General features: G+C 64.1%; 17 protein-coding genes and 1 pseudogene. 9 read left to right on the top strand and 9 right to left on the bottom strand.

Annotated elements, in window-relative coordinates; all coding sequences use genetic code 11:
- A partial coding sequence (locus VLE48_01465; protein ID HSA91653.1) for a serine/threonine-protein kinase occupies positions 1 to 987 on the bottom strand: 987 nt, incomplete at its 3' end.
- A gap of 158 nt (positions 988 to 1,145) precedes the next feature.
- On the opposite strand from VLE48_01465, the gene VLE48_01460 reads away from it, so the two are divergent.
- From VLE48_01460 to menC, 5 genes are all read left to right on the top strand, one after another.
- Entirely contained in the window at positions 1,146 to 1,451 is a 306-nt protein-coding gene (locus tag VLE48_01460; GenBank protein ID HSA91652.1) for a hypothetical protein, read from the top strand.
- A 3-nt stretch (positions 1,452 to 1,454) separates the two neighbouring features.
- A complete protein-coding gene (locus VLE48_01455; GenBank protein ID HSA91651.1) occupies positions 1,455 to 2,174 on the top strand; it encodes a glycerophosphodiester phosphodiesterase in 720 nt (239 codons plus the stop codon).
- Positions 2,175 to 2,235: 61 nt separating this feature from the next.
- The gene (gene mazG / locus VLE48_01450; GenBank protein HSA91650.1) at positions 2,236 to 3,156 is read left to right on the top strand and encodes a nucleoside triphosphate pyrophosphohydrolase; all 921 of its coding nucleotides are present in this window, start codon (positions 2,236 to 2,238) and stop codon (positions 3,154 to 3,156) included.
- Positions 3,153 to 3,920, top strand: a complete 768-nt coding sequence (locus VLE48_01445; GenBank protein ID HSA91649.1) for a GNAT family N-acetyltransferase — start codon at positions 3,153 to 3,155, stop codon at positions 3,918 to 3,920. The genes mazG and VLE48_01445 overlap by 4 nt, the downstream gene beginning before the upstream one ends.
- 58 nt (positions 3,921 to 3,978) lie before the next feature.
- Complete coding sequence (menC, locus tag VLE48_01440) at positions 3,979 to 5,085, top strand: o-succinylbenzoate synthase (GenBank protein ID HSA91648.1); 1,107 nt, start codon at positions 3,979 to 3,981, stop codon at positions 5,083 to 5,085.
- A gap of 70 nt (positions 5,086 to 5,155) precedes the next feature.
- On the opposite strand, the gene VLE48_01435 is transcribed toward menC, so the two are convergent.
- A complete protein-coding gene (locus tag VLE48_01435; GenBank protein HSA91647.1) occupies positions 5,156 to 5,977 on the bottom strand; it encodes a hypothetical protein in 822 nt (273 codons plus the stop codon).
- Positions 5,978 to 6,352: 375 nt separating this feature from the next.
- Here VLE48_01435 and VLE48_01430 point away from each other — a divergent pair, with 375 nt between their 5' ends.
- Both VLE48_01430 and VLE48_01425 read left to right on the top strand, forming a co-directional pair.
- Positions 6,353 to 6,877, top strand: a complete 525-nt coding sequence (locus VLE48_01430) for a polymer-forming cytoskeletal protein (protein HSA91646.1) — start codon at positions 6,353 to 6,355, stop codon at positions 6,875 to 6,877.
- A gap of 58 nt (positions 6,878 to 6,935) precedes the next feature.
- The gene (locus VLE48_01425; protein HSA91645.1) at positions 6,936 to 7,589 is read left to right on the top strand and encodes a hypothetical protein; all 654 of its coding nucleotides are present in this window, start codon (positions 6,936 to 6,938) and stop codon (positions 7,587 to 7,589) included.
- On the opposite strand, the gene VLE48_01420 is transcribed toward VLE48_01425, so the two are convergent.
- Genes VLE48_01420 through VLE48_01405 form a run of 4 tightly spaced genes read right to left on the bottom strand, consistent with a single transcriptional unit; the run spans position 7,582 to position 13,475 of the window.
- Positions 7,582 to 8,715: an FAD-dependent oxidoreductase gene (locus VLE48_01420; GenBank protein ID HSA91644.1), complete on the bottom strand. Its 1,134-nt coding sequence runs from the start codon at positions 8,713 to 8,715 to the stop codon at positions 7,582 to 7,584. The two genes, VLE48_01425 and VLE48_01420, sit on opposite strands and share 8 nt — an antisense overlap.
- Positions 8,703 to 9,362: a methyltransferase domain-containing protein gene (locus VLE48_01415; protein HSA91643.1), complete on the bottom strand. Its 660-nt coding sequence runs from the start codon at positions 9,360 to 9,362 to the stop codon at positions 8,703 to 8,705. Before VLE48_01415 ends, VLE48_01420 begins: the two co-directional genes overlap by 13 nt.
- 8 nt (positions 9,363 to 9,370) lie before the next feature.
- The gene (locus VLE48_01410) at positions 9,371 to 11,119 is read right to left on the bottom strand and encodes an ABC transporter ATP-binding protein (GenBank protein HSA91642.1); all 1,749 of its coding nucleotides are present in this window, start codon (positions 11,117 to 11,119) and stop codon (positions 9,371 to 9,373) included.
- Positions 11,120 to 11,168: 49 nt separating this feature from the next.
- Positions 11,169 to 13,475: an LptF/LptG family permease gene (locus VLE48_01405; protein ID HSA91641.1), complete on the bottom strand. Its 2,307-nt coding sequence runs from the start codon at positions 13,473 to 13,475 to the stop codon at positions 11,169 to 11,171.
- Positions 13,476 to 13,610: 135 nt separating this feature from the next.
- Here VLE48_01405 and VLE48_01400 point away from each other — a divergent pair, with 135 nt between their 5' ends.
- Positions 13,611 to 15,827, top strand: a complete 2,217-nt coding sequence (locus VLE48_01400) for a glycoside hydrolase family 57 protein (protein HSA91640.1) — start codon at positions 13,611 to 13,613, stop codon at positions 15,825 to 15,827.
- A 24-nt stretch (positions 15,828 to 15,851) separates the two neighbouring features.
- Here VLE48_01400 and VLE48_01395 read toward each other — a convergent pair whose 3' ends face one another.
- The 3 genes and pseudogenes from VLE48_01395 to VLE48_01385 all read right to left on the bottom strand — a co-directional run bounded on the left by VLE48_01395 (position 15,852) and on the right by VLE48_01385 (position 17,031).
- The gene (locus VLE48_01395) at positions 15,852 to 16,493 is read right to left on the bottom strand and encodes a hypothetical protein (protein HSA91639.1); all 642 of its coding nucleotides are present in this window, start codon (positions 16,491 to 16,493) and stop codon (positions 15,852 to 15,854) included.
- Positions 16,494 to 16,503: 10 nt separating this feature from the next.
- A pseudogene (locus VLE48_01390) lies at positions 16,504 to 16,872 on the bottom strand (redoxin domain-containing protein).
- 12 nt (positions 16,873 to 16,884) lie between these two features.
- Positions 16,885 to 17,031, bottom strand: coding sequence for a hypothetical protein (locus tag VLE48_01385; GenBank protein HSA91638.1), 147 nt, complete (start codon positions 17,029 to 17,031; stop codon positions 16,885 to 16,887).
- A gap of 164 nt (positions 17,032 to 17,195) precedes the next feature.
- Between VLE48_01385 and eno the strand changes: the two genes are divergently transcribed.
- Positions 17,196 to 18,493, top strand: a 1,298-nt coding sequence (eno, locus tag VLE48_01380; protein HSA91637.1) for a phosphopyruvate hydratase, incomplete at its 3' end; no start/stop codon positions are given.

Below are 18,493 nucleotides of genomic sequence, written 5' to 3'. Positions count from 1 at the left end.
CCATAGCGACAGCCGGGTAATCAAGTCCTCAGCCAGGCCGTCAGCGAAGTACTCCTGCTCGGGATCGCCGGAGAGATTGTCGAAAGGCAGGACCGCGATGGCGGGCCGGCCGCCGAAGCCGGAGATGGTGGCCACGTCCGCCGCTGCGGGAGCAGCAGCCGGGACCGCCTGTGAAGCCTGTCGCGCCAGGTCGCGGAACTCGTTGGCCACATCGCGCGCCGTCTGCATGCGGTGCCGCGGATCCTTCTCCAGGCAGCGCCGGATGATCCGTGCCAGATCGCCGGGCAGATTCGCCCGCACATCGGTAACCGGCGCTGGGACATCCCGCAGAATCGCGGAGGCCAGTTCGGCCGACGAACCCCCTTCGAACGGCCGCTTCCCGGTTGCCATTTCGTGGAGGACGACCCCTAGGGAGAAGATGTCGGTGCGGTGATCGACCGGGCGGCCCGAGATCTGTTCGGGAGACATGTAGGGCACCGTCCCCAGCACGACGCCAGCCGCGGTGTCGCCCGCCGAGGTCAGCGTGGCGTCGGTGGGGTTGGCCGCGTGCTGCTCCTTTGCCAGGCCGAAGTCCAGGACCTTGACGCTGCCTTCGTTCGTGACCATGACGTTGGCGGGCTTCAAGTCGCGATGCACGATCCCTTTCTCATGCGCCGCGGCGAGCGCTGCGGCCAGGGCACCGGTAAGCTCGATGATTCGCTCGACGGGGAAGCCGCCCTCCGGGATGAGCCGGTCGAGCGACAACCCTTCCACCAGCTCCATGGTGAGGAAGTGGATGCCGTCGGCTTCTTCCACCGAGAAGATGGTGACGATGTGCGGATGGTTGAGAGCAGCGATGGTGCGGGCTTCCCGCTGGAACCGGGCTAGGCGCTCAGGGTCTTGCGCCATGTCGGCCGGCAGAACCTTGATGGCAACGTCGCGCCCAAGCTTGGTGTCGGTGGCGCGATACACTTCGCCCATGCCGCCGGCGCCAAGGGCTGCGGTGATCTTGTAATGGGCTAGCGTACGGCCGATCAGAAAGTGCCTCCCCGTAGACGGCCAGCCGTCCTTGGAGGGCTTGCCGTGGGACGAGCAGTGAGCCGATTCTACACGCGGGCAAGCACTGAAGGAGCCCGTTCGGTGACCGCTGGAGTATGATTCCCGTAATGGCTAAGAACCCACAGCCGTTCGACGTGGCATGTCCCTGCTGCGGCGCGCTGTTGAAGGTGGACGCGGCCACCAAGGCGGTGATTGCGCACACGCCGGCCAAGGCTCCCAAGACCTTCGAAGACCTGGACCAGGCCGCCCGCGCGCTGAAGGAGCAGGACAGCCGGCGCGAGTCCATCTTCCAGCAATCGGTGGAGGCGCAGAAGCACTCCGCGGACCTCCTGGAGAAGAAATTCCAGGAAGCCATGAAGCGCGCCAAAGAAGCTCCGGACAAGCCCCTCATCCGCGACATCGACCTGGACTAGCCCTTGCCGCAAGCCCTTCCGCCCACTGGCAGCGCGGTGAAGCGCGCGCCGCGTCCCGTGCTGCTGGGACATCGCGGGGCGCGGAAGGCCGCTCCCGAGAACACGCTGGCGGCTTTCGATCTGGCTCTGGCCCATGGGTGCGATGGCTTTGAGTTCGACGTACGCCGCACCGCCGACGGCGAGGCGGTGGTGCTGCATGATGCGACGGTAGCCGGGATGGAAGTCGCAGCCACCGAGTATGAGCAGTTGCGCCAAGCGCAGGGCGGCAAAGAAGGTCTGGGTCCGCCCACGCTCGAGCAAGTGCTGGCGCGCTACGCCGACCGCGCGGTGCTCGATATCGAGGTAAAGGTCCGCGGACTCGAGGAGCGGGTCGTGGGGCTGCTGCGCAAATATCCACCGCAGAGGGAATACGTAGTCTCCTCGTTCCACCCGGAAGTGCTGGTGGCGCTGCGCTTGAAGCAGGCCGACCTTCCGTTGGGCTTCATCTGCGAACGCTCCTACGCCCTGGTGGCGTGGCCCAAGCTGCCAATCAAGTACGTGATGCCGCGGCTGGACCTGATGACCAAGCGACGCATGGACAAGCTGCACAATGCCGGGAAAAAGGTCTTCGTGTGGACGGTGAATGAGCCGAAGGACATGCTGCGCCTGGCGGCGGCGGGAGCCGACGCCATCATTTCGGATGACACGGAACTCCTGGTAAGAACCCTGGGCCGGCGCGGCTGAATCGACCATGCCGCGGCGCGAGTTTGGCATCGCTATGGGACTCGGTTAGATTAGTTGCTCCATGCCTCCGACGCGAGGAGAACGTTTCGAGCGCGCCGTCGCCATCATGGAGCGCTTGCGCGCGCCCGGCGGCTGCCCCTGGGACCGCGAGCAGACGTTCGATTCCATCAAGCCCTACACGCTCGAGGAAACCTACGAGGTTCTGGAAGCCATCGACAACCGGGACTGGCAGGAACTGAGGGGTGAACTCGGCGATCTGCTGCTGCAAGTACTCTTCTACGCCGAGATGGCCAGGGAGGCCGGGCATTTTTCCATTGATGAAGTCCTGGACCGGTTGAGCCAGAAGCTGGTGGACCGGCATCCTCACGTCTTCGGCGATGTGAAGGCGGAAACGCCAGCCGACGTGCTGCGCAATTGGGAAACGCTCAAGGCGGAAGAGCAGAAGAAGCGGCTGGCCGAGCGCTCCGGACTGGCGGAGGAAGGGAAGGAGGAAGAGCCGCGGTCGGTGCTGGCGGGGGTCTCCTCTGCGATTCCGGCATTGCTGGAGGCACTGAAGCTGAGCTCGCGGGCGGCGCACGTCGGCTTCGACTGGCCCACCATCGAGGGCCTGTTCGAGAAGCTCGAAGAGGAAACGGGAGAACTGCGGCGCAACCTCGAACAATACCCCGCGCCGGGCCCGCGGCCGGAGTCCGCCGCCGGTGTAGCCGGGGCGCGCGGCACAAAGATCCCGGAAGAACTGCGCCACCGCCTGGAGGATGAGATCGGGGACCTGCTCTTCGTAGCGGCCAACCTGGCGCGCTATCTCTCGCTCGATCCCGAATCGGCGTTGCGCAAGACCAACCGCAAGTTCAAGCGGCGGTTCCAATGGCTGGAGGAAGAGTTGCGCCGCCGCGGACGCCGGCCGCAGGAGACGCCGCTGGAAGAACTGGAAGCGCTCTGGCAGCAGTCCAAGGAGCGCGAGCGGGGAGAGACGGAGCCGTGAGTCCCGAGGTCATCGTACGGCCCTGCCGCGGGCTGGAAGAGTACGGCGGCTGCATCGACCTGCAGAAAGAAGTGTGGAATTTTTCCGACCTGGACGTGGTCCCGCTGCGGCTGTTCGTGGTGGCGGAAAAGGTCGGGGGCCAGATCATCGGAGCGTTCGACGGCGAGCGCATGGTGGGCTTTGCCATGTCGGTGCCGGGCACGCGCGGCGGGCATCCCTACCTGCATTCGCACATGCTGGCGGTGCGAGAAAATTATCGGAATTCGGGGCTGGGGAGGCGGCTCAAGCTGGCTCAGCGAGAGGATGCGCTGGCCCGCGGCTTCGAGCTGATCGAGTGGACCTTCGATCCCCTGGAGATCAAGAACGCGCATTTGAACATCGAGCGCCTGGGCGCGATCACGCGGCGCTACACCATCAACCAGTACGGGACCACCTCGTCGCCGCTGCACGGCGGCCTGCCCACGGACAGACTGGTGGCAGAGTGGTGGCTGCGCTCGCGCCGGGTAGAGACTCTGCTCAAAACCGGCACGCGCCCCGACTTCGTCACCGAGAGGACCATCGAGGTTCCAGGCAAGATCTACGAATGGAAGGCGTCCGCGGACGATCGGGACAAGGCTCGCGAGGTGCAACAGCGCAACCGGGAGGACTTCCGGCGCGCGTTCGCCAGCGGCCAGTCTGTGCTGGGCTACGAGCGCGACGCCCAGGGCAACGGTCGCTTCCTTTTGGGACGGTGGGATGAGGAGTGGTCGTACGCGAGTAAGTAGCGGCCAGCAGTCAGCAATGAGCCAAACCAAGCCGGGGTCTGAAGTTCAAGGCTAGCTCATGAAGGTCAAGTCCATCACGCTGCGCGAAATCCGCATGCCGCTGGTGCATTTCTTTGAGACCAGCTTCAGCCGCGTCACGGAACGGCGCATCCTGCTGGTGATGGTGGAAACCGACGGGGTCCAAGGTTGGGGCGAGTGCGTGGCCGGCGAAGATCCGTTCTACAACGAAGAGTCGGTCGAAACCGCCTGGTACGTGCTGACGAAATATCTGGCCCCGGCGCTCCTGGGCAAAGAACTGGCAATCGCCGGCGACTGCGTAGCGTTGTTCTCCCGGGTGCGCGTGCATCGCATGGCCAAGGCGGCGCTGGAGAATGCGCTGTGGGACGCTGAGGCGCAGATCAAGGGAGTGCCGTTGTGGAAACTGGTGGGCGGGACGCGGCGGGAGATCGCGTGCGGCGTCTCCATCGGCATACAGGACTCGCTCGAGCAGTTGCTGGAGAAGGTCGAGAAAGAGCTGGCGGCGGGCTACCAGCGCATCAAGGTGAAATGCAAACCGGGGTGGGATGTCGAAGTATTCGCGCGCATCCGCGAGCGCTGGCCGGAAATCCTGCTGAGCTGTGACGCCAACTCGGCTTACACGCTGGATGACGCCGAGCATCTGAAGCGCTTCGACCAGTTTCGGCTGCTCATGATCGAGCAGCCGCTGTGGAACGACGACTTCTTCTTTCACGCCAGGCTGCAGAAGCAACTCGAGACCGCCATTTGCCTGGACGAAGGCATTCGCAACGCGCGTGACGCCGAAGCAGCGCTGGAGGTGGGCGCTTGCCGCATCATCAACATCAAGGTGGGGCGCGTGGGCGGGATGAGCGAGGCCATTCGCGTGCATGACACGGCGCGCGCTTGCAGGGTGCCGGTGTGGTGCGGAGGGATGCTGGAGTCGGGCGTGGGCCGCGTCCACAACGTGGCCCTCTCGACGCTCGAAGGCTTCTCGCTTCCGGGAGATGTCTCCGCCTCCAAGCGTTATTGGAAGGAGGACATCATCGAGCCGGAAGTGGAGGTGTCAAAACAGGGGACGATTGCAGTTTCCGACCAGCCGGGGCGCGGGTACGAGGTCAAGCAGGCATTGGTGGAGAAGCTGACAGTGAGGACGGAAGTGATTTGCTAGGAAGGTGGCGCTAGCACACTCCTGACTTTGGGCCTTGCGGAACGCGGGGCTGAAGCCCCGCTCTTCCACCCTACTTTCCCGCCACAATCCCGTTTTGCTTGCGCAGCAGGGCCACGCCTTCGGCGAGTGTGAGGTCGGCGGGGACACGGCGGAAATCGCTGACCGTCTGGCGGGACTGGATCTTCAGCGATTTGAACAGAAAGGCGCGGCCGGTGAAGTCGAGCGTCATCGCAGTGGTTTCCCACTTGCCGTCGGGCAGACGGGTCTGCTCGACGGTGAAACGGCCGCCCTTGTTGAGGTGGGCCAGCAATCCCCAGCCCACGTTGACGTCCTGCACCAGCGTGGCCTCGAAGCGGACGATGCGCTGCTCGTCTTCGTCGATCAGGATGGTTCCCTGCGCGCCTTTGAAGGCGATGGTCTCGCGCGTGGGTGGGTCGAACTCCGGATTGGGGCGGAACTTCAGACGAACCAGCGTTCCGCTGGGGCCTTGATCGTGGCCGTCGAGTTCGTAAAGGAAGGCGTCCGGCAGGGCGCTGAGCATGCTGCGCACGCGCTTGCGCTCTTCCTCCTGCTGGCGGCGGCGCTTGGCTTGCTCGCGCGGATCGGAGAGCAACTTGGAGATGCGGGCGTCGTCGCGGGCGCGCTGCTCGTCGGTGAGCGGGCGATCGTTGAACGCCACCAGCCGGGCCACCAGCCCGTCGCGGGTCATGACGATGTCCCGAATTTCGCTGTTCACGCCCGGTTTCTCACGACGCAAGCGGTAGATGTAGGCCGGGCCCTGGTCACTGTCCTTCAAGGTGTGGTCAATCGCCTTGCGCACCAGTTCCTGGGGAGATTCCGGGGTCTTGGGTTGCCCCCAGAGTCGCGACGGTGCGGTTAAGCAGAAGGACAACAGGCTCACTGTCAAAATCGCGAATGGCGTGGGTTTAAGGACCATGAGATGGCTACCGATTAGACGAAGCAGGGCGCGCCCGCGTTGCATCCCGGGTAATAACCTGCAGGCTCATCCCTGGATTTTCTCCTAATCCCGATTGCTCCGGGCCGAGGGCTTGGGTATAGTTCCGGATAAGCTATTCTATTCTGGCATCTTGCAGGTAAGTCAGTAGGAGTTCCGGAAAAGTGTAGCGCAACCTAATAGAGCTGGAGAGTGTCGATGTGGAAAACCCGCAAAGAGGATGAAAAACCGCCGTTGGCACCAACGCCGCCCTCACAGCCGGTGATGACGCCGGCTGCCGCGGTCCCACTTCCACCCAAGGAGACGCGTCCCATGGAAGCACCGAAGACTCCGGAGAATTTTCGAGCCGATGTTGCGCATATCGGAAAGTCCGTTGTGGTAAAAGGCGAGCTTTCCGGCAGCGAAGACCTGTATCTGGATGGGGAAGTGGAAGGCAGCATCGAGCTGCGCGACCACCATCTGACCGTGGGCCCACACGGCCGCGTGAAGGCCAACATCCATGCCAAGGATGTGGTCGTGCACGGCAAGGTGGAAGGACAAGTGCACGGCACCGAGCGCGTGGAACTGAAGAAATCGGCTGTGCTGGCGGGCGACATCATCACGCAGCGGATCGTGATTGAGGATGGCGCCTACTTCAAGGGAGCCATCGACATCCAGAAAGAACAGCCCGCCAAAGCCACGACCGCCACCCGGCGGGAGAGTGCCACGGCGGCTCCGAGCACGTCGGTGTCCTACAGCGTGCCCAGCGCCAACGCCGCATCCTCGGGCGGCCCGGGACTTTCCGCACCGGGCGTCGGCGGCCCGCAGGCGACGCTGAAAGGTCCCGCCAAGGAGTAAGCTAGACAGCCGGGCTTACGGGGCGCGGCAACACGCGCCCCGTCCTCCGCCCGTCCGCATGACCGAGAGTTCCCGCAACGTCACCCGCGGCCCCGAGCCGGAAGCCGCGCCCGCGCCTCCGTCGCCCACCGGGCGAGTCCCGCGGCATTCCACCGGCCTGGCCGAGTTCAGCCGCTACATCGAAGGGCAGGAGCACTTGCGTGTGCTTGACCTGGGCGCCACCTCACCCGCCAACATCAGCTATCTGATAGGCCTGGGGCACAAGGTGTACAACGAGGACATCCTGCTGGCGGCTGCGGATCCGCGCTACCGCGCTAAGGATGAGGAAGGCAAGCCCACGGTGGATGCCAACCGCTTCCTGGCTGAGAACCTGGACTACATGGCCGGACTGCTCGATGCGGCGCTCTGCTGGGACATTCCCGACTATCTTCCCGAGGCGCTGGTGCGGCCCGCGGTGGCCCGCCTGCAACGCGCTATGAAGCCGCGCGGCGTGCTGCTGTTCTTCTTTCACACCCGCGACGCGGGGCCGGACGCCCCCTACTATCGCTATCACCTGCGCGACCGGGAGAATCTGGAATTGCAGCGCGGCCCCGCGTTCCGCCTGCAGCGGGTCTTCCAGAACCGGCATATCGAGAACCTGTTCCGCGATTTCTCGTCGGTGAAGTTCTTTTTGGCGCGGGACAACATCCGCGAAGTGGTGGTGATCAAGTAGCCGTCGGGATGCGGGCGCGCGTGCGATCCACCAGCATCCGCGCCACGGGTGGCAAGCGCAACACTCCGGAAAGCAACGTGCGCCAGGGGCGGCCCATCTGCGTGACCCGGCGCAAGTGAGCGGCGTTGCGGAAGGCGGGTTGGAAGGCGCGTTCATAGGCGAGCCGATACCCGGCCGCGGCTGCCAAAACCGTTGTTTCGCCCGACCAGACGCCTTGCAGCGATTTCGCGGCCAGCATTCCACTGCCCAGGGCGATGGAGATACCGTCACCGGCAAAGGGGTCGATGAAGCCGGCCGCATCTCCGGCGTACAAGACGCCATCGCGCTCTGGAACCGGCTGTCGAAAAACGAGGGGAGCGGTGGCCACCGGTTCCGTGGCCGGTTCCCATCCCCTGCTGCGACGCCAGAGCCCGCGATGCCGCGCGAACACCTGGTCCAGGCTGCGGGCCGCGTCACTGCGCACCATGGCGCAGGCATTCACGCGACCGCTCCCTACGGGCTGCACTCCACAGTAGCCACCGTCGAAGAAGTAGAGATCGACGGAGGAAGGCGGACCGGCTTCCAGGAAGTGTCCCTTCAGGCCGATCCACATCGCGGACGCGCCGAGGTTTTCCTCGGACCGGTCGTGCAGCGTAAGGGCGGACCACCGCCCGGAAGCGTCGATGACGCTGCGTGCCAGAAAACTTCCGCTCGAAGTCAGGACCTCGAATGGGCCGCTGCCTTCAATGCTGTTGACGGAAACCGCATGGCGGGTATCCGCACCACGCGCCTTTGCCACTTTCCAGAGCGCCGCATCGAGATCGAAGCGCGGGATGGAGACAGCGCCGGGCCGCAGAGACGCGGTCCAGTCGTGCCGGTCGAGGAAGAAGCGGGCGCTCGGGATGCGCTCCGCTCGGTGCAACAGGTCGAGCGCAGCAGGCGACCCAGCACACAGACCTTCCAGCAGGGCCAGTCCCTCCGGGGAGACGAACTCCCCGCACACCTTGTGCCGCGGAAAACGACCTTGCTCCAGGAGCAGCGTTTTGCCTCCCATGCGAGCCGCGGTGATGGCGGCAGCCGAGCCCGCGGGTCCTGCTCCAATCACGACCAGGTCGAACAGCTCCGCCCGCTCCCCTAGTTGCGCCATGCGATGGCTCCCATGCGGAACAGGTAGTGCCGGCTGACTTCCACCCGGGCGGCACGCGTGCGGCGAAGGATGTGCTCGATTTCCTTCGGCGTGTACGAGCGCCAGACGGAAGCCACGCTGTCATGGCGGGTCAGGCGACTGCGAAAGAGCGGCCAGCCCGCGTACACCAGCGCCAGGTGCACAGGGTCGCGGCGCAGATCGTTCAGCAGCACGGCCCGGCGGGCCACGCGCAATCCCTCGTTCACGAAGGTGACGATCTCGGCCGGCTCGAGGTGGTGGACGAAGAGCGAACAGGTGACGAGGTCGAAACTGGAATCGGCGAAGGGAAGGGCCAGTGCGTCGCCGGCAACGTAACGTCCGTTCGGCTGCATATGAGAACGGGTCCGCTCAAGAAGCGTGATGGAGGTGCGGATGCCGCGTTTCCCCAGGTGGGTGGCCACGGACCGGGGAACGTCGCCGGAGGCGGAGGCGACGTCGAGCAGGGAAAGCTCAGGCGCAGAGTCGGCGACGCGGTCCACCAGGCACCGCGCGGTGCGGATGCCGCCGAACCAGCGATTGACGAGGCGCAAATCCACCAGCGAGGCGGCCACTTCGGCCGGCGTGCCGGAATCGGAATCGAGCAGTTCCGGCTTCACCACCCGCTTCATGCGCAGTCCTAGACGCTCGCCAGTTCTTCCTCGAGCAGTTGCTTGTTGTAAAGGTCGGTGTAGTAGCCGTTGCGGGCCAGGAGTTCGTCGTGCGTGCCGTATTCGACGATGCGCCGTTCGTGCAACACGGCGATTCGGTCGGCGTTGCGTACGGTGGAAACGCGATGCGAGATGAAAATCGTGGTCCGTCCCTGCATGATCTCGCGCAGATGATTGAGGATGCGCTCCTCGGTGTACGTATCCACGCTGGAGAGCGCGTCGTCCAGCACCAGGATGCGGGGATTGCGGATCAGCGCCCGCGCGATGGCGGTGCGCTGCTTCTGGCCGCCGGAGAGAGTGATGCCGCGCTCGCCCACCAATGTCTTGTACTTCTCCGGGAAGCTCTCGATCTCGGCGGCGATGCTGGCGCCTTCGGCGGCCCGGCGCACGTCTTCTTCGGTGGCGTCCTCCGCTCCGAAGGCGATGTTCCCGCGCACGGATTCACTGAACAGGAAGGTTTCCTGGGGGACAAAGCCGATGTTGCGGCGCAGAGCCTCCAGCGGAAAATCGGTGATGGGCCGCCCGTCCAGCAGGACGCTCCCGGCGGGTGCGTCGTAAATGCGGGGGATCAGGCTGACCAGCGTGGTCTTGCCTGAGCCCACCGGGCCCACGATCGCCAGGCTCGAACCCGCGGGAACCCGGAGGCTTACGTCCTCCAGCACGGGAACTCCGTTGTACGCGAAGGAGAGATGGCGGAATTCGAGCTCGCCGCGCACCGCACGCGGGGCATCGGGCAGGCGCGCGGTATCGGAATCCACGATGGTCGGTTTCTGGTGGAGGATCTCATTCAACCGTCCCAGGGAAGCCATGCCGCGCTGAAAGATATTGATGACCCAGCCGAAGGCGATGATGGGGAAGGTGAGCTGCACCATGTAGATGTTGTAGGCCACGAAGTCGCCCACGCTCATCCGACCCAGCAGGACCTCCCGACCGCCCAGCCAGAGGACCAGCACGATGGCCACGCCCAGCATGGCCTCCAGCGTGGGCCACAGCATGCCCATCAGGCGCACCAGTTTGAGGCTGCGCGCAATGTATTCGCGGTTGGCTTGCTCGAAGGCGGCGATCTCAGCCTCCTCCTGCGCATAGGCGCGGACCACGCGGGCGCCGGCAAAGTTTTCCTGGGCGCGGGCGGAGATCTCCGAGAACATGGCCTGAATGCGCTCGAAGCGCTCATGGATGCGCCGGCCGAAGTACTGCACCACGATGCTCACGATGGGCAGCGGCAGCACGGCAAAGAACGTGAGCCGTGGGCTGAGCGCGGTCATGAAGATGAGCGCGCCAGCCGTGAATACGATGGTGTTGGCGGTGTACATGATGGCCGGGCCCAACAGCATGCGCACCGCGTTGAGGTCGTTGGTGGCGCGGGCCATGATGTCGCCGGTGCGCGTCCGCTGGTAGAAGGAGTAGGAAAGGCCTTCCAGATGGCGGAACAGGTCGTTGCGCAGGTCGAACTCGATGTCGCGCGAGATGCCGATCACCACCCAGCGCGTCAGGAATTGGAACACGCCCTTGGCCAGGGCCACGGTGATGATCAGCAGCGACCACTGCAGCAGCTTTTCGCGGGTCATGCCGAGTTGCAGGTCATCCATGGCGCCACGGATGACCTGCGGGAACATGATCCAGATGCCATTCTGCAGCAGAACGGAGAGGGCGCCGAAAGCCAAACCGCGCCGGTACTTCAGCAGATACGGCAGCAGCGGTCGCAGACTCTCGATCATGCTCGGTTTCCCCTCGATCCTAAGCAGTGCAAACCAAATGGCTCCGTAACTACGTCGGCAGCCGGAGGATCAAGTATCCGCCGACCAGTGCGAACAACAGGTCGGGCGACCACGCCGCCAGGAAGGGAGGCAACTGACTGACGTTGCCCACCGCTTCGAGCAGTCCCGAAGTCGCCCAGTACACCACTGCGATGCCCAGGGCCATGGCCACGCCCCCCAGCGCGCCGCGGCGCCCCACCGAGAGCGCGAAGGGTACGGCCAGCACCGCCATCACCAAAGTGATGGCGGGAAAAGCGAACTTCTTGTGCCATTGCACACGCAGCCGTACGGCGTCGAAGCCGCTCTGTTCCAGATCGCGAATGTAAGCGCTGAGTTCGCGGAAGTCCATCTCCGAGGATTGCTTCACCTCTTTGCGAAAATAGGTGGGCGGTTCATCAAGCGCCTCGAAGGTGGCCACGTCGAACGTGCGGTATTCCTCGATGGCGGTTCCGCGAAAGGCGCGCGTCCATCCCTGCTTGAACAGCCACTTGGCCAGCTTCGGGTCCCACTCGGCGCGTGCGGCATAGACACGGCGCGTGATTTCGAAGGTGGAAGGATCGAACAGGAACACCGAGACTCCGCCCATCTGGAATCGGTCCGGGTCAAAGAATTCGTAGTAGTAGATGCTGGAGTGTTGGCCGAAGATCCACTTGCGGTCGGGCCGAAGATAGGTCTGGGCCGGCTTGCCCTTGATCTGGTTCCAGAGCGCGTCCTGGCGGGTGTTGGCTTCGGGCAGGTAGAAGTGGTCGAAAAAGAAGAGCCCCGCGGAAAATACTCCCGCCAGGATCAGCACCGGCATTGCCACTCGATAGATGCTGATGCCGGTGGCCTTGATGGCCACGATCTCGCTGTTGCGTTCCAGCAGGGCAAAAGTCACCAGCACGGCGATCAGCACCGCCAGCGGAGTCATCTGGTAAACCAGTGAGGGAACGAAATTCACCACGAACTCGGCCACGGTGACCACGGGGACGCGGTTGCGCAGCACGTCGCCCCACATCTCGAAGAACGTGAACACCACTCCCAGCACCAGGAAGCCGGCCAGCACCAGCAGGAAATAGGCGAAGAAGTCGCGCAGCACGTAGGTGTCGAGGAGCTGAGGAAAATCCAGGTCGAACACGCGCCGGCGGCCGGCCAGGCGGTCGGGGGCGGTGGGCACCTTCGCTTCCGCGGCCGGGGGCTTGTGCCGGAACCGGTGTACCAGGCTCCGCCAAAAGCGCTCCAGGGGCTGGTGGTCCACGCGCCAAAGCAGGATCGCCCCGCCGGCGAAGAACACCAGGTTGGCCAGCCAGGCGCCCAGCGCGGGCGGCAGCTTTCCCTGGCGAGCCAGCGAGATTCCAAACAGAGAGACCACGTAGTAAAGAAAAACCAGGGCGATGGTCAGGACGAACCCGGTGGACTTGCCGCCCTTGTGGGCCGCGAGACCCAGAGGAATCCCCACCATGGCCAGCACCAGGCAAGCGGTGGGCAGCGCCAGACGGCGATAGAACTCGATCTCTTGCGCACGGCCGCGGCGGTCGTTCAGTTGCTGTCCCCGCTGCAACAGCTCCAGCGTCCCCATCTGCGCCAGCAGGCGATTCTCCCGAGGCTGGGCCGTTCGTTGCGGCAGGAGCAGAGGCAGGTCCGACACCGAGAAGTTGGTGATGGAGTATTCCTTGGGACGGCGCGGGTCGGTCTCATGCTGCGCGCCATTCCGCAGATGGAGCCGGATGCGCTCGGTGCCGTCCGTGACCGCCGTGCCTTGCTCGGCCAGCGTGATCTTGGGCGAGGAAGGCGTGGATACGTCCGCCAGGAAGATGCCCCGCCAGACCGCGGCCTCGCCGGCACGGGCGTCCTGCACGTAGAGCACATGGTTGGCGATGTTCTCGTAGAAGACGCGTGGCTGCACCGCATAGGCCGCTTCCGAACTCTTGAGCCGGTCTTCCAGCTCTGCCAGCGCGGCCGACGCCCTGGGGGCAACCACCACGGTGTTGAGGAGCGCAAGCAACCAGGCGGAAACGGCAAAAATGGCCACGATGAGAATGAAAGCAGTGGCGCCGATGCCGCTGGCGCGCATGGCCGTGACTTCGCTGTCGGCCGCCAGTCTGCCCAAGCCGATCAGGATGCCCACCAGCACTCCCATGGGAATCGTGAAAGTCAGGGTGGAGGGCAGGATGAGCAGGAAGATTTCAAAGACGCTGGACAGGGGTGCGCTATTGCGAACCACCAGCTCCAGGATGCGTCCCACGTCGCGCATGAAGAGCACGAACGTGAACAAGGCCGCTCCCAGGGCGGCGTGCGCGAGCACTTCGCGCAGAATGTACCGGGTCAGGATGCGCACGGTGTACCGCTGAACCCTTGCAGTCTAGCACGGTGAAATAGCCGCCCCGCGCCCTCCTGATGCGCCAGACAACTTGCGTCGCCGCCCGACCTTCAGGTACTACTGCCAAGGAAAGGGACCTGCCTACAGGCCTCCATGGGCCGCTTGCGCGTCGTCTTCCTCTGGCACATGCACCAGCCTTTTTACAAGGACCTGGTGGCGGGCGAGTACCGCCTGCCATGGGTGCGGCTTCATGCCCTGAAGGACTACTACGGCATGGTGAAGCTGCTGGATGAGTTTCCCGCCGTTCATCAGACCTTCAACTTGGTGCCCTCGCTGGTGGTGCAGCTTCAGGACTACGTGGAGGGCACGGCCCGTGATCCCTTCCTGGATGTAGCCGCCAAGCCCGCCGAAGAACTGACCCCGGAAGAAAGGCGCTTCGCATTGGAGTACCTGTTCCAGGCCAATCCCACGCACATGATCGGGCGCTATCCGCGCTATCGCCAGCTTTGGGAAAGCTTCCGCTCCGCGGGAGAGAACCCAGAGCGCACGTCGAAGGCCTTCGGCGCGCAGGACTTCACCGATCTGCAGGTGCTTTCCCAACTGGCCTGGTTCGACGAGTTCTTCCACGAGGAGCCCGAGATAGCGGAATTGGCGCGGAAGGGAAGCGGCTTCGGCGCCGACGATCAGCAGTTCATCGTGGCGCGACAGAAGGAATTCATGGGCAGAGTTCTGCCCGCCTATCAGGACGCGGCGCAGAAAGGGAGCATCGAACTCTCCTGCTCGCCGTTCTATCACCCCATTCTGCCACTGCTGTGCGACACCGAGATCGCCCGCGCGGCCTCCCCGGGATTGCCGCTGCCGCAGGCCCGGTTCCGCCATCCCGAAGACGCGGCCGAGCAGTTACGACGGGCGGTGGAGTTTCACGCCAAGACCTTCGGAAAGCGCCCCCGCGGCGCCTGGCCCTCGGAAGGAAGCGTCTCGGAGGAGGTGCTGGCTTTGGCGCAACAGGCCGGGCTCGAGTGGGTGGCTACCGATGAAGGCATCCTGGCCCGGACGCAAGGAAGCGGCTTTCCGCGCGATGGATCGGGCCGCTTGCTTCCGGGAGGCTCCGAGCGACTCTACAACCTCTACCGCTATGAGAAGGACGGCGCCCGCATCCATGTCCTATTTCGTGACCATACTATCTCCGACATGATCGGGTTCGTCTATGCCGGCGTCCCGGCCGAGGTGGCCGCGTCCGAGTTCATCCGAAGGATCAAGGAATCTTCGCAACCGGTTCTGAATACAGGGCGGGATGCCGTGGTCTCCATCATTCTGGACGGAGAGAATGCGTGGGAATACTATCCGCATTCGGGACGTGACTTCCTGCGCCGGTTGTACGCCGGCATCAGCGGAGACCCAAGCATGGAGGCGGTCAGCGTTTCGGAGGCGATCGATCGGCACTCCGATTTTGGACGGCTGGGAGGAATCGCTCCCGGCTCCTGGATCAACGCCAACTTCGAAGTGTGGATCGGACCGCCAGAGGACAACCGCGCCTGGGAATATCTCTCGGCGGCTCGCAAATTCTACCAGGAGGCGGCTCCTGCCGCTGCCGAGGCAGACCGGCGTCTGGCTTGGGAAGAAATCCTCATTGCTGAAGGGAGCGATTGGAACTGGTGGTACGGTCCTCATCATCACTCCGCGAATGACCGCGAATTCGACGAGCTCTACCGCAAGCATCTTTCCAACGTGTATCACCTCCTGGGTGCGACACCGCCGGAATCGTTGGCGCAGCCTATCGCGCGCTTCGAGATCCGGCCCTGCATGGTTTCGCAGACGGCCTTCATTTCGCCGAAGATTGACGGCGAGATGAGTTCGTATTTCGAATGGCTGGGCGCTGCCTCCTGCGTGGCCGATCGCCGCACCTCCGCCATGCACGGCAAGCAGTACGTTCTGGGCTCGATTCACGCCGGCCTGAACGACACCGCTCTGTTCGGCCGCCTGGACTTCGTCGGCGGGGTTGCGGAGGGGGAGCTCGAAGTGGTCATCAAGGTCGAGTCCACGGAGGCGGGTTCGGATCAGATCAAGCAGAAGCTGCTCATAGAAATCTCGGTTCAAGACCGTGCGCTCGCGAGTTGGAGAGTGCGGCGCGGCGATGAGCATCCCGGGCATGAAGAGGAAACGCCTCAGCCGCCCTCCGGGCTCGTCGTCCAGCTGCACAAGGTGCTGGAGTTCGCCCTGCCCTTGGCGGAATTAGGGGCTACGCGCGGGAATCGCGTTCGCTTGCGTTGCAGCGTCTGGCGTGACCACCTGCCGGTGGACGCTCTGCCCCTGGAGGGATGGCTCGACCTGGATGTGATCAGTGAGGAAGAACTCGCGGCGCGAGCCTGAACGCCCGGCCGCGAGTTCCCGTTCCTACTTGCCTTCGCTCGAAGCCGTGATCAGCATGGGCCGGCTCAGCTCCATAACGATCTCGGAACCGGCTGGAAGCTCAGCGGTCTTGCGCTTGGTCAGCCAGTGGGTCACCGTGGCAGCCGCTCCGATGGTGGCTCCCACGAGCGCGCCCTTACCGCCGCCGGCAATGGCGCCTACCGTCATTCCGGCGCCGGTACCCGCGGCGATTTCGAGCTTGTCGCCCTTACTGGCGCCCTGGCCCTTGATCTGACCTTCTTCAGTAACCTCAGTCTTGGTGGAGCGATCGGTGTCCACGACGACGGCGTTGAAGTCATAGCGTTCGCCATTGGGTAGCGTGAGCAGGTTCGGACGCAGGTGAATCGTCGGACGCCCTTTGACGCGCCGCGGTTCCGAAACCGAGACGATCTGGCCTTCGATCGCGGAGCCCACCGGAATCACCGGCTTGCCATCCACTACCACGGCCTCCGTGACGCGCCCGGCAAACGTATCGCCGGCCTTGCTGCCGGAAGTGGAAATGGTGGTTTCCAGCTTCATGCGGACGCCGGTGCCGGAGGGCAGAGAAAGCGCTTTGGGGGTGTCCTGGGCGATGGCGCAGGGAACCATCAGCCCCAGGAGAAGCAGCAGGACAGCCAGCTTTTTCATTCCTTACCTCCTAAGGTCGGCTTGAAGTGTTGGGTTTGGAAGCTCCGATCTGACGGGCCGCTTCCAGAAAATCTGCCACCGGGGACCGTTCGTGCTGATTGCTGCCGACAAAGGCCCAGCGAATGGTCCCTGTAGGCGCGATGACGAAAGTCGCGGGGCGGGCGATGTTGAAGGCATCCACTCCGATGCGGTGGTAGATGCCGTAGGCTTTCGTGACTTGCCGATCTTCGTCCAGAAGAAAGGGAAACGAGACCGGATGTTCCTCCAGATATTTCTCCGGTTTGAACATGCCGCCGCGCTTCTCCGCCGCGATGTAAAGCAGGGAAGCGCCGGTGGCGTCGATCTCCGGCTTGCGCGGCTCCAACTGAGCCATGCGCCTGGCGCAGTTGGGTCACCAGGTGCCTCGCAGGAATTCCAGGATCACAGGACCGCGGGCAAGCTCCGCCGCCAGAGAGAAATCACCCGTTCGGTTGGCCGCGGCCAGGGTGAAGTCTGGCGCGCGACCGCCCACTGCGAGGGTCTCGGAGGAGCGAGCCATCTGGCGCTGACTGTAAAACACCCATGAAACCGGGACAATAGCCAACCAATCCGCGGAACCATGCAAGATACTCCGGGTCGGCCGGTCTTCAGCGGGAAGCGCTTTGCCGTGCGCGGAGGCGTTGCGGCGCGTAGCATATAATCGGCCACCCCGGAGAGAGACGAATGAAGAACTCCAGCCCCACCGCGATCGCTGCCATCCGCGCTCGCGAGATTCTGGACTCGCGCGGCAACCCTACGGTCGAAGCGGACGTGATCCTCAGCTCCGGGGCGATGGGACGCGCCGCCGTACCCAGCGGGGCCTCCACCGGCGAGCACGAAGCCATGGAGCTGCGCGATGGCGACAAACACCGTTACCTGGGCAAAGGCGTGCAGAAAGCGGTACAGAACGTGCGCCGTGAGCTCGGACCGGCTCTGGAAGGCATGGACGCATCCGAACAGCGCCGCCTCGACGAGCGCATGCTGGAACTGGACGGTACCCGCAACAAGTCCGGCTTTGGCGCCAATGCCATCCTGGCGGTGAGCATGGCGGCCGCCCGTGCTGCGGCCGCGCAGCTTGGGATTCCGCTGTATCGCTATCTGGGCGGCATGAACGCCAATCTGCTGCCGGTACCCATGATGAACATCCTGAACGGGGGCGCCCACGCCGACAACAACGTGGACTTCCAGGAATTCATGGTCATGCCGGTGGGCGCGTCCTCGTTCCATGAAGCACTGCGCTGGGGCGCGGAGACGTTCCACACCCTGAAGGGAGTGCTCAAGAAGCGCGGCTACAACACGGCTGTAGGCGACGAAGGCGGTTTCGCTCCTTCGCTGAAGTCGAACGTGGAAGCCATCGAGCTGATTCTGGAAGCCGTGCAGGCGGCCGGCTACAAGGCGGGCGAGCAGATTGCCATCGCGCTCGATCCGGCTTCGAGCGAGTTCTTCTCGGAAGGCAAGTACGTTTTCAAGAAGTCGGACAAGTCGGTGAAGACCAGCGAGCAGATGGTGCGCTTCTGGTCGGACTGGGCCAAGCAGTATCCCATTGTGTCTCTCGAGGACGGTTTGGCCGAGGACGACTGGGAAGGTTGGAAGATCCTGACCGACGAATTGGGCGACCGCATTCAATTGGTGGGCGACGATCTGTTCGTCACCAGCACGGAGCGGCTCGGGCGGGGCATCGAGCAGGGCGTGGCCAACTCCATCCTCATCAAGGTGAACCAGATCGGCACCGTGAGTGAGACGCTCGACGCCATCGAGATGGCCCACGGCAATGGCTACACCGCCGTCATCTCGCATCGCTCCGGCGAGACCGAAGACACGTTTATCGCCGACCTGGCCGTGGCCACCGGCGCCGGCCAGATCAAGACCGGCTCCGCCTCACGCACCGACCGCATCGCCAAGTACAACCAGTTGCTGCGCATCGAGGAAGAACTGGGCCGCGCAGCCAGGTTCCTGGGCATTGAGGCGGTAAATTACGGCGA

The sequence above is a fragment of the Terriglobales bacterium genome, from assembly GCA_035454605.1.
In the GTDB taxonomy this organism is placed as follows: Bacteria; Acidobacteriota; Terriglobia; order Terriglobales; family Acidobacteriaceae; genus DATMAB01.
The sequence above is the reverse complement of the archived record's forward strand: the minus strand, read 5'-3'. Positions and strand labels throughout refer to the sequence as shown.

Coding starts and splice junctions, on each gene's coding strand:
- VLE48_01460 (HSA91652.1), top strand. CDS start 1,146: ATGGCTAAGAACCCACAGCCGTTCGACGTGGCATGTCCCTGCTGCGGC.
- mazG (HSA91650.1), top strand. CDS start 2,236: ATGCCTCCGACGCGAGGAGAACGTTTCGAGCGCGCCGTCGCCATCATG.
- menC (HSA91648.1), top strand. CDS start 3,979: ATGAAGGTCAAGTCCATCACGCTGCGCGAAATCCGCATGCCGCTGGTG.
- VLE48_01430 (HSA91646.1), top strand. CDS start 6,353: ATGGAAGCACCGAAGACTCCGGAGAATTTTCGAGCCGATGTTGCGCAT.
- VLE48_01425 (HSA91645.1), top strand. CDS start 6,936: ATGACCGAGAGTTCCCGCAACGTCACCCGCGGCCCCGAGCCGGAAGCC.
- VLE48_01420 (HSA91644.1), bottom strand. CDS start 8,715: ATGGCGCAACTAGGGGAGCGGGCGGAGCTGTTCGACCTGGTCGTGATT.
- VLE48_01415 (HSA91643.1), bottom strand. CDS start 9,362: ATGAAGCGGGTGGTGAAGCCGGAACTGCTCGATTCCGATTCCGGCACG.
- VLE48_01410 (HSA91642.1), bottom strand. CDS start 11,119: ATGATCGAGAGTCTGCGACCGCTGCTGCCGTATCTGCTGAAGTACCGG.
- VLE48_01400 (HSA91640.1), top strand. CDS start 13,611: ATGGGCCGCTTGCGCGTCGTCTTCCTCTGGCACATGCACCAGCCTTTT.
- VLE48_01395 (HSA91639.1), bottom strand. CDS start 16,493: ATGAAAAAGCTGGCTGTCCTGCTGCTTCTCCTGGGGCTGATGGTTCCC.
- VLE48_01385 (HSA91638.1), bottom strand. CDS start 17,031: ATGGCTCGCTCCTCCGAGACCCTCGCAGTGGGCGGTCGCGCGCCAGAC.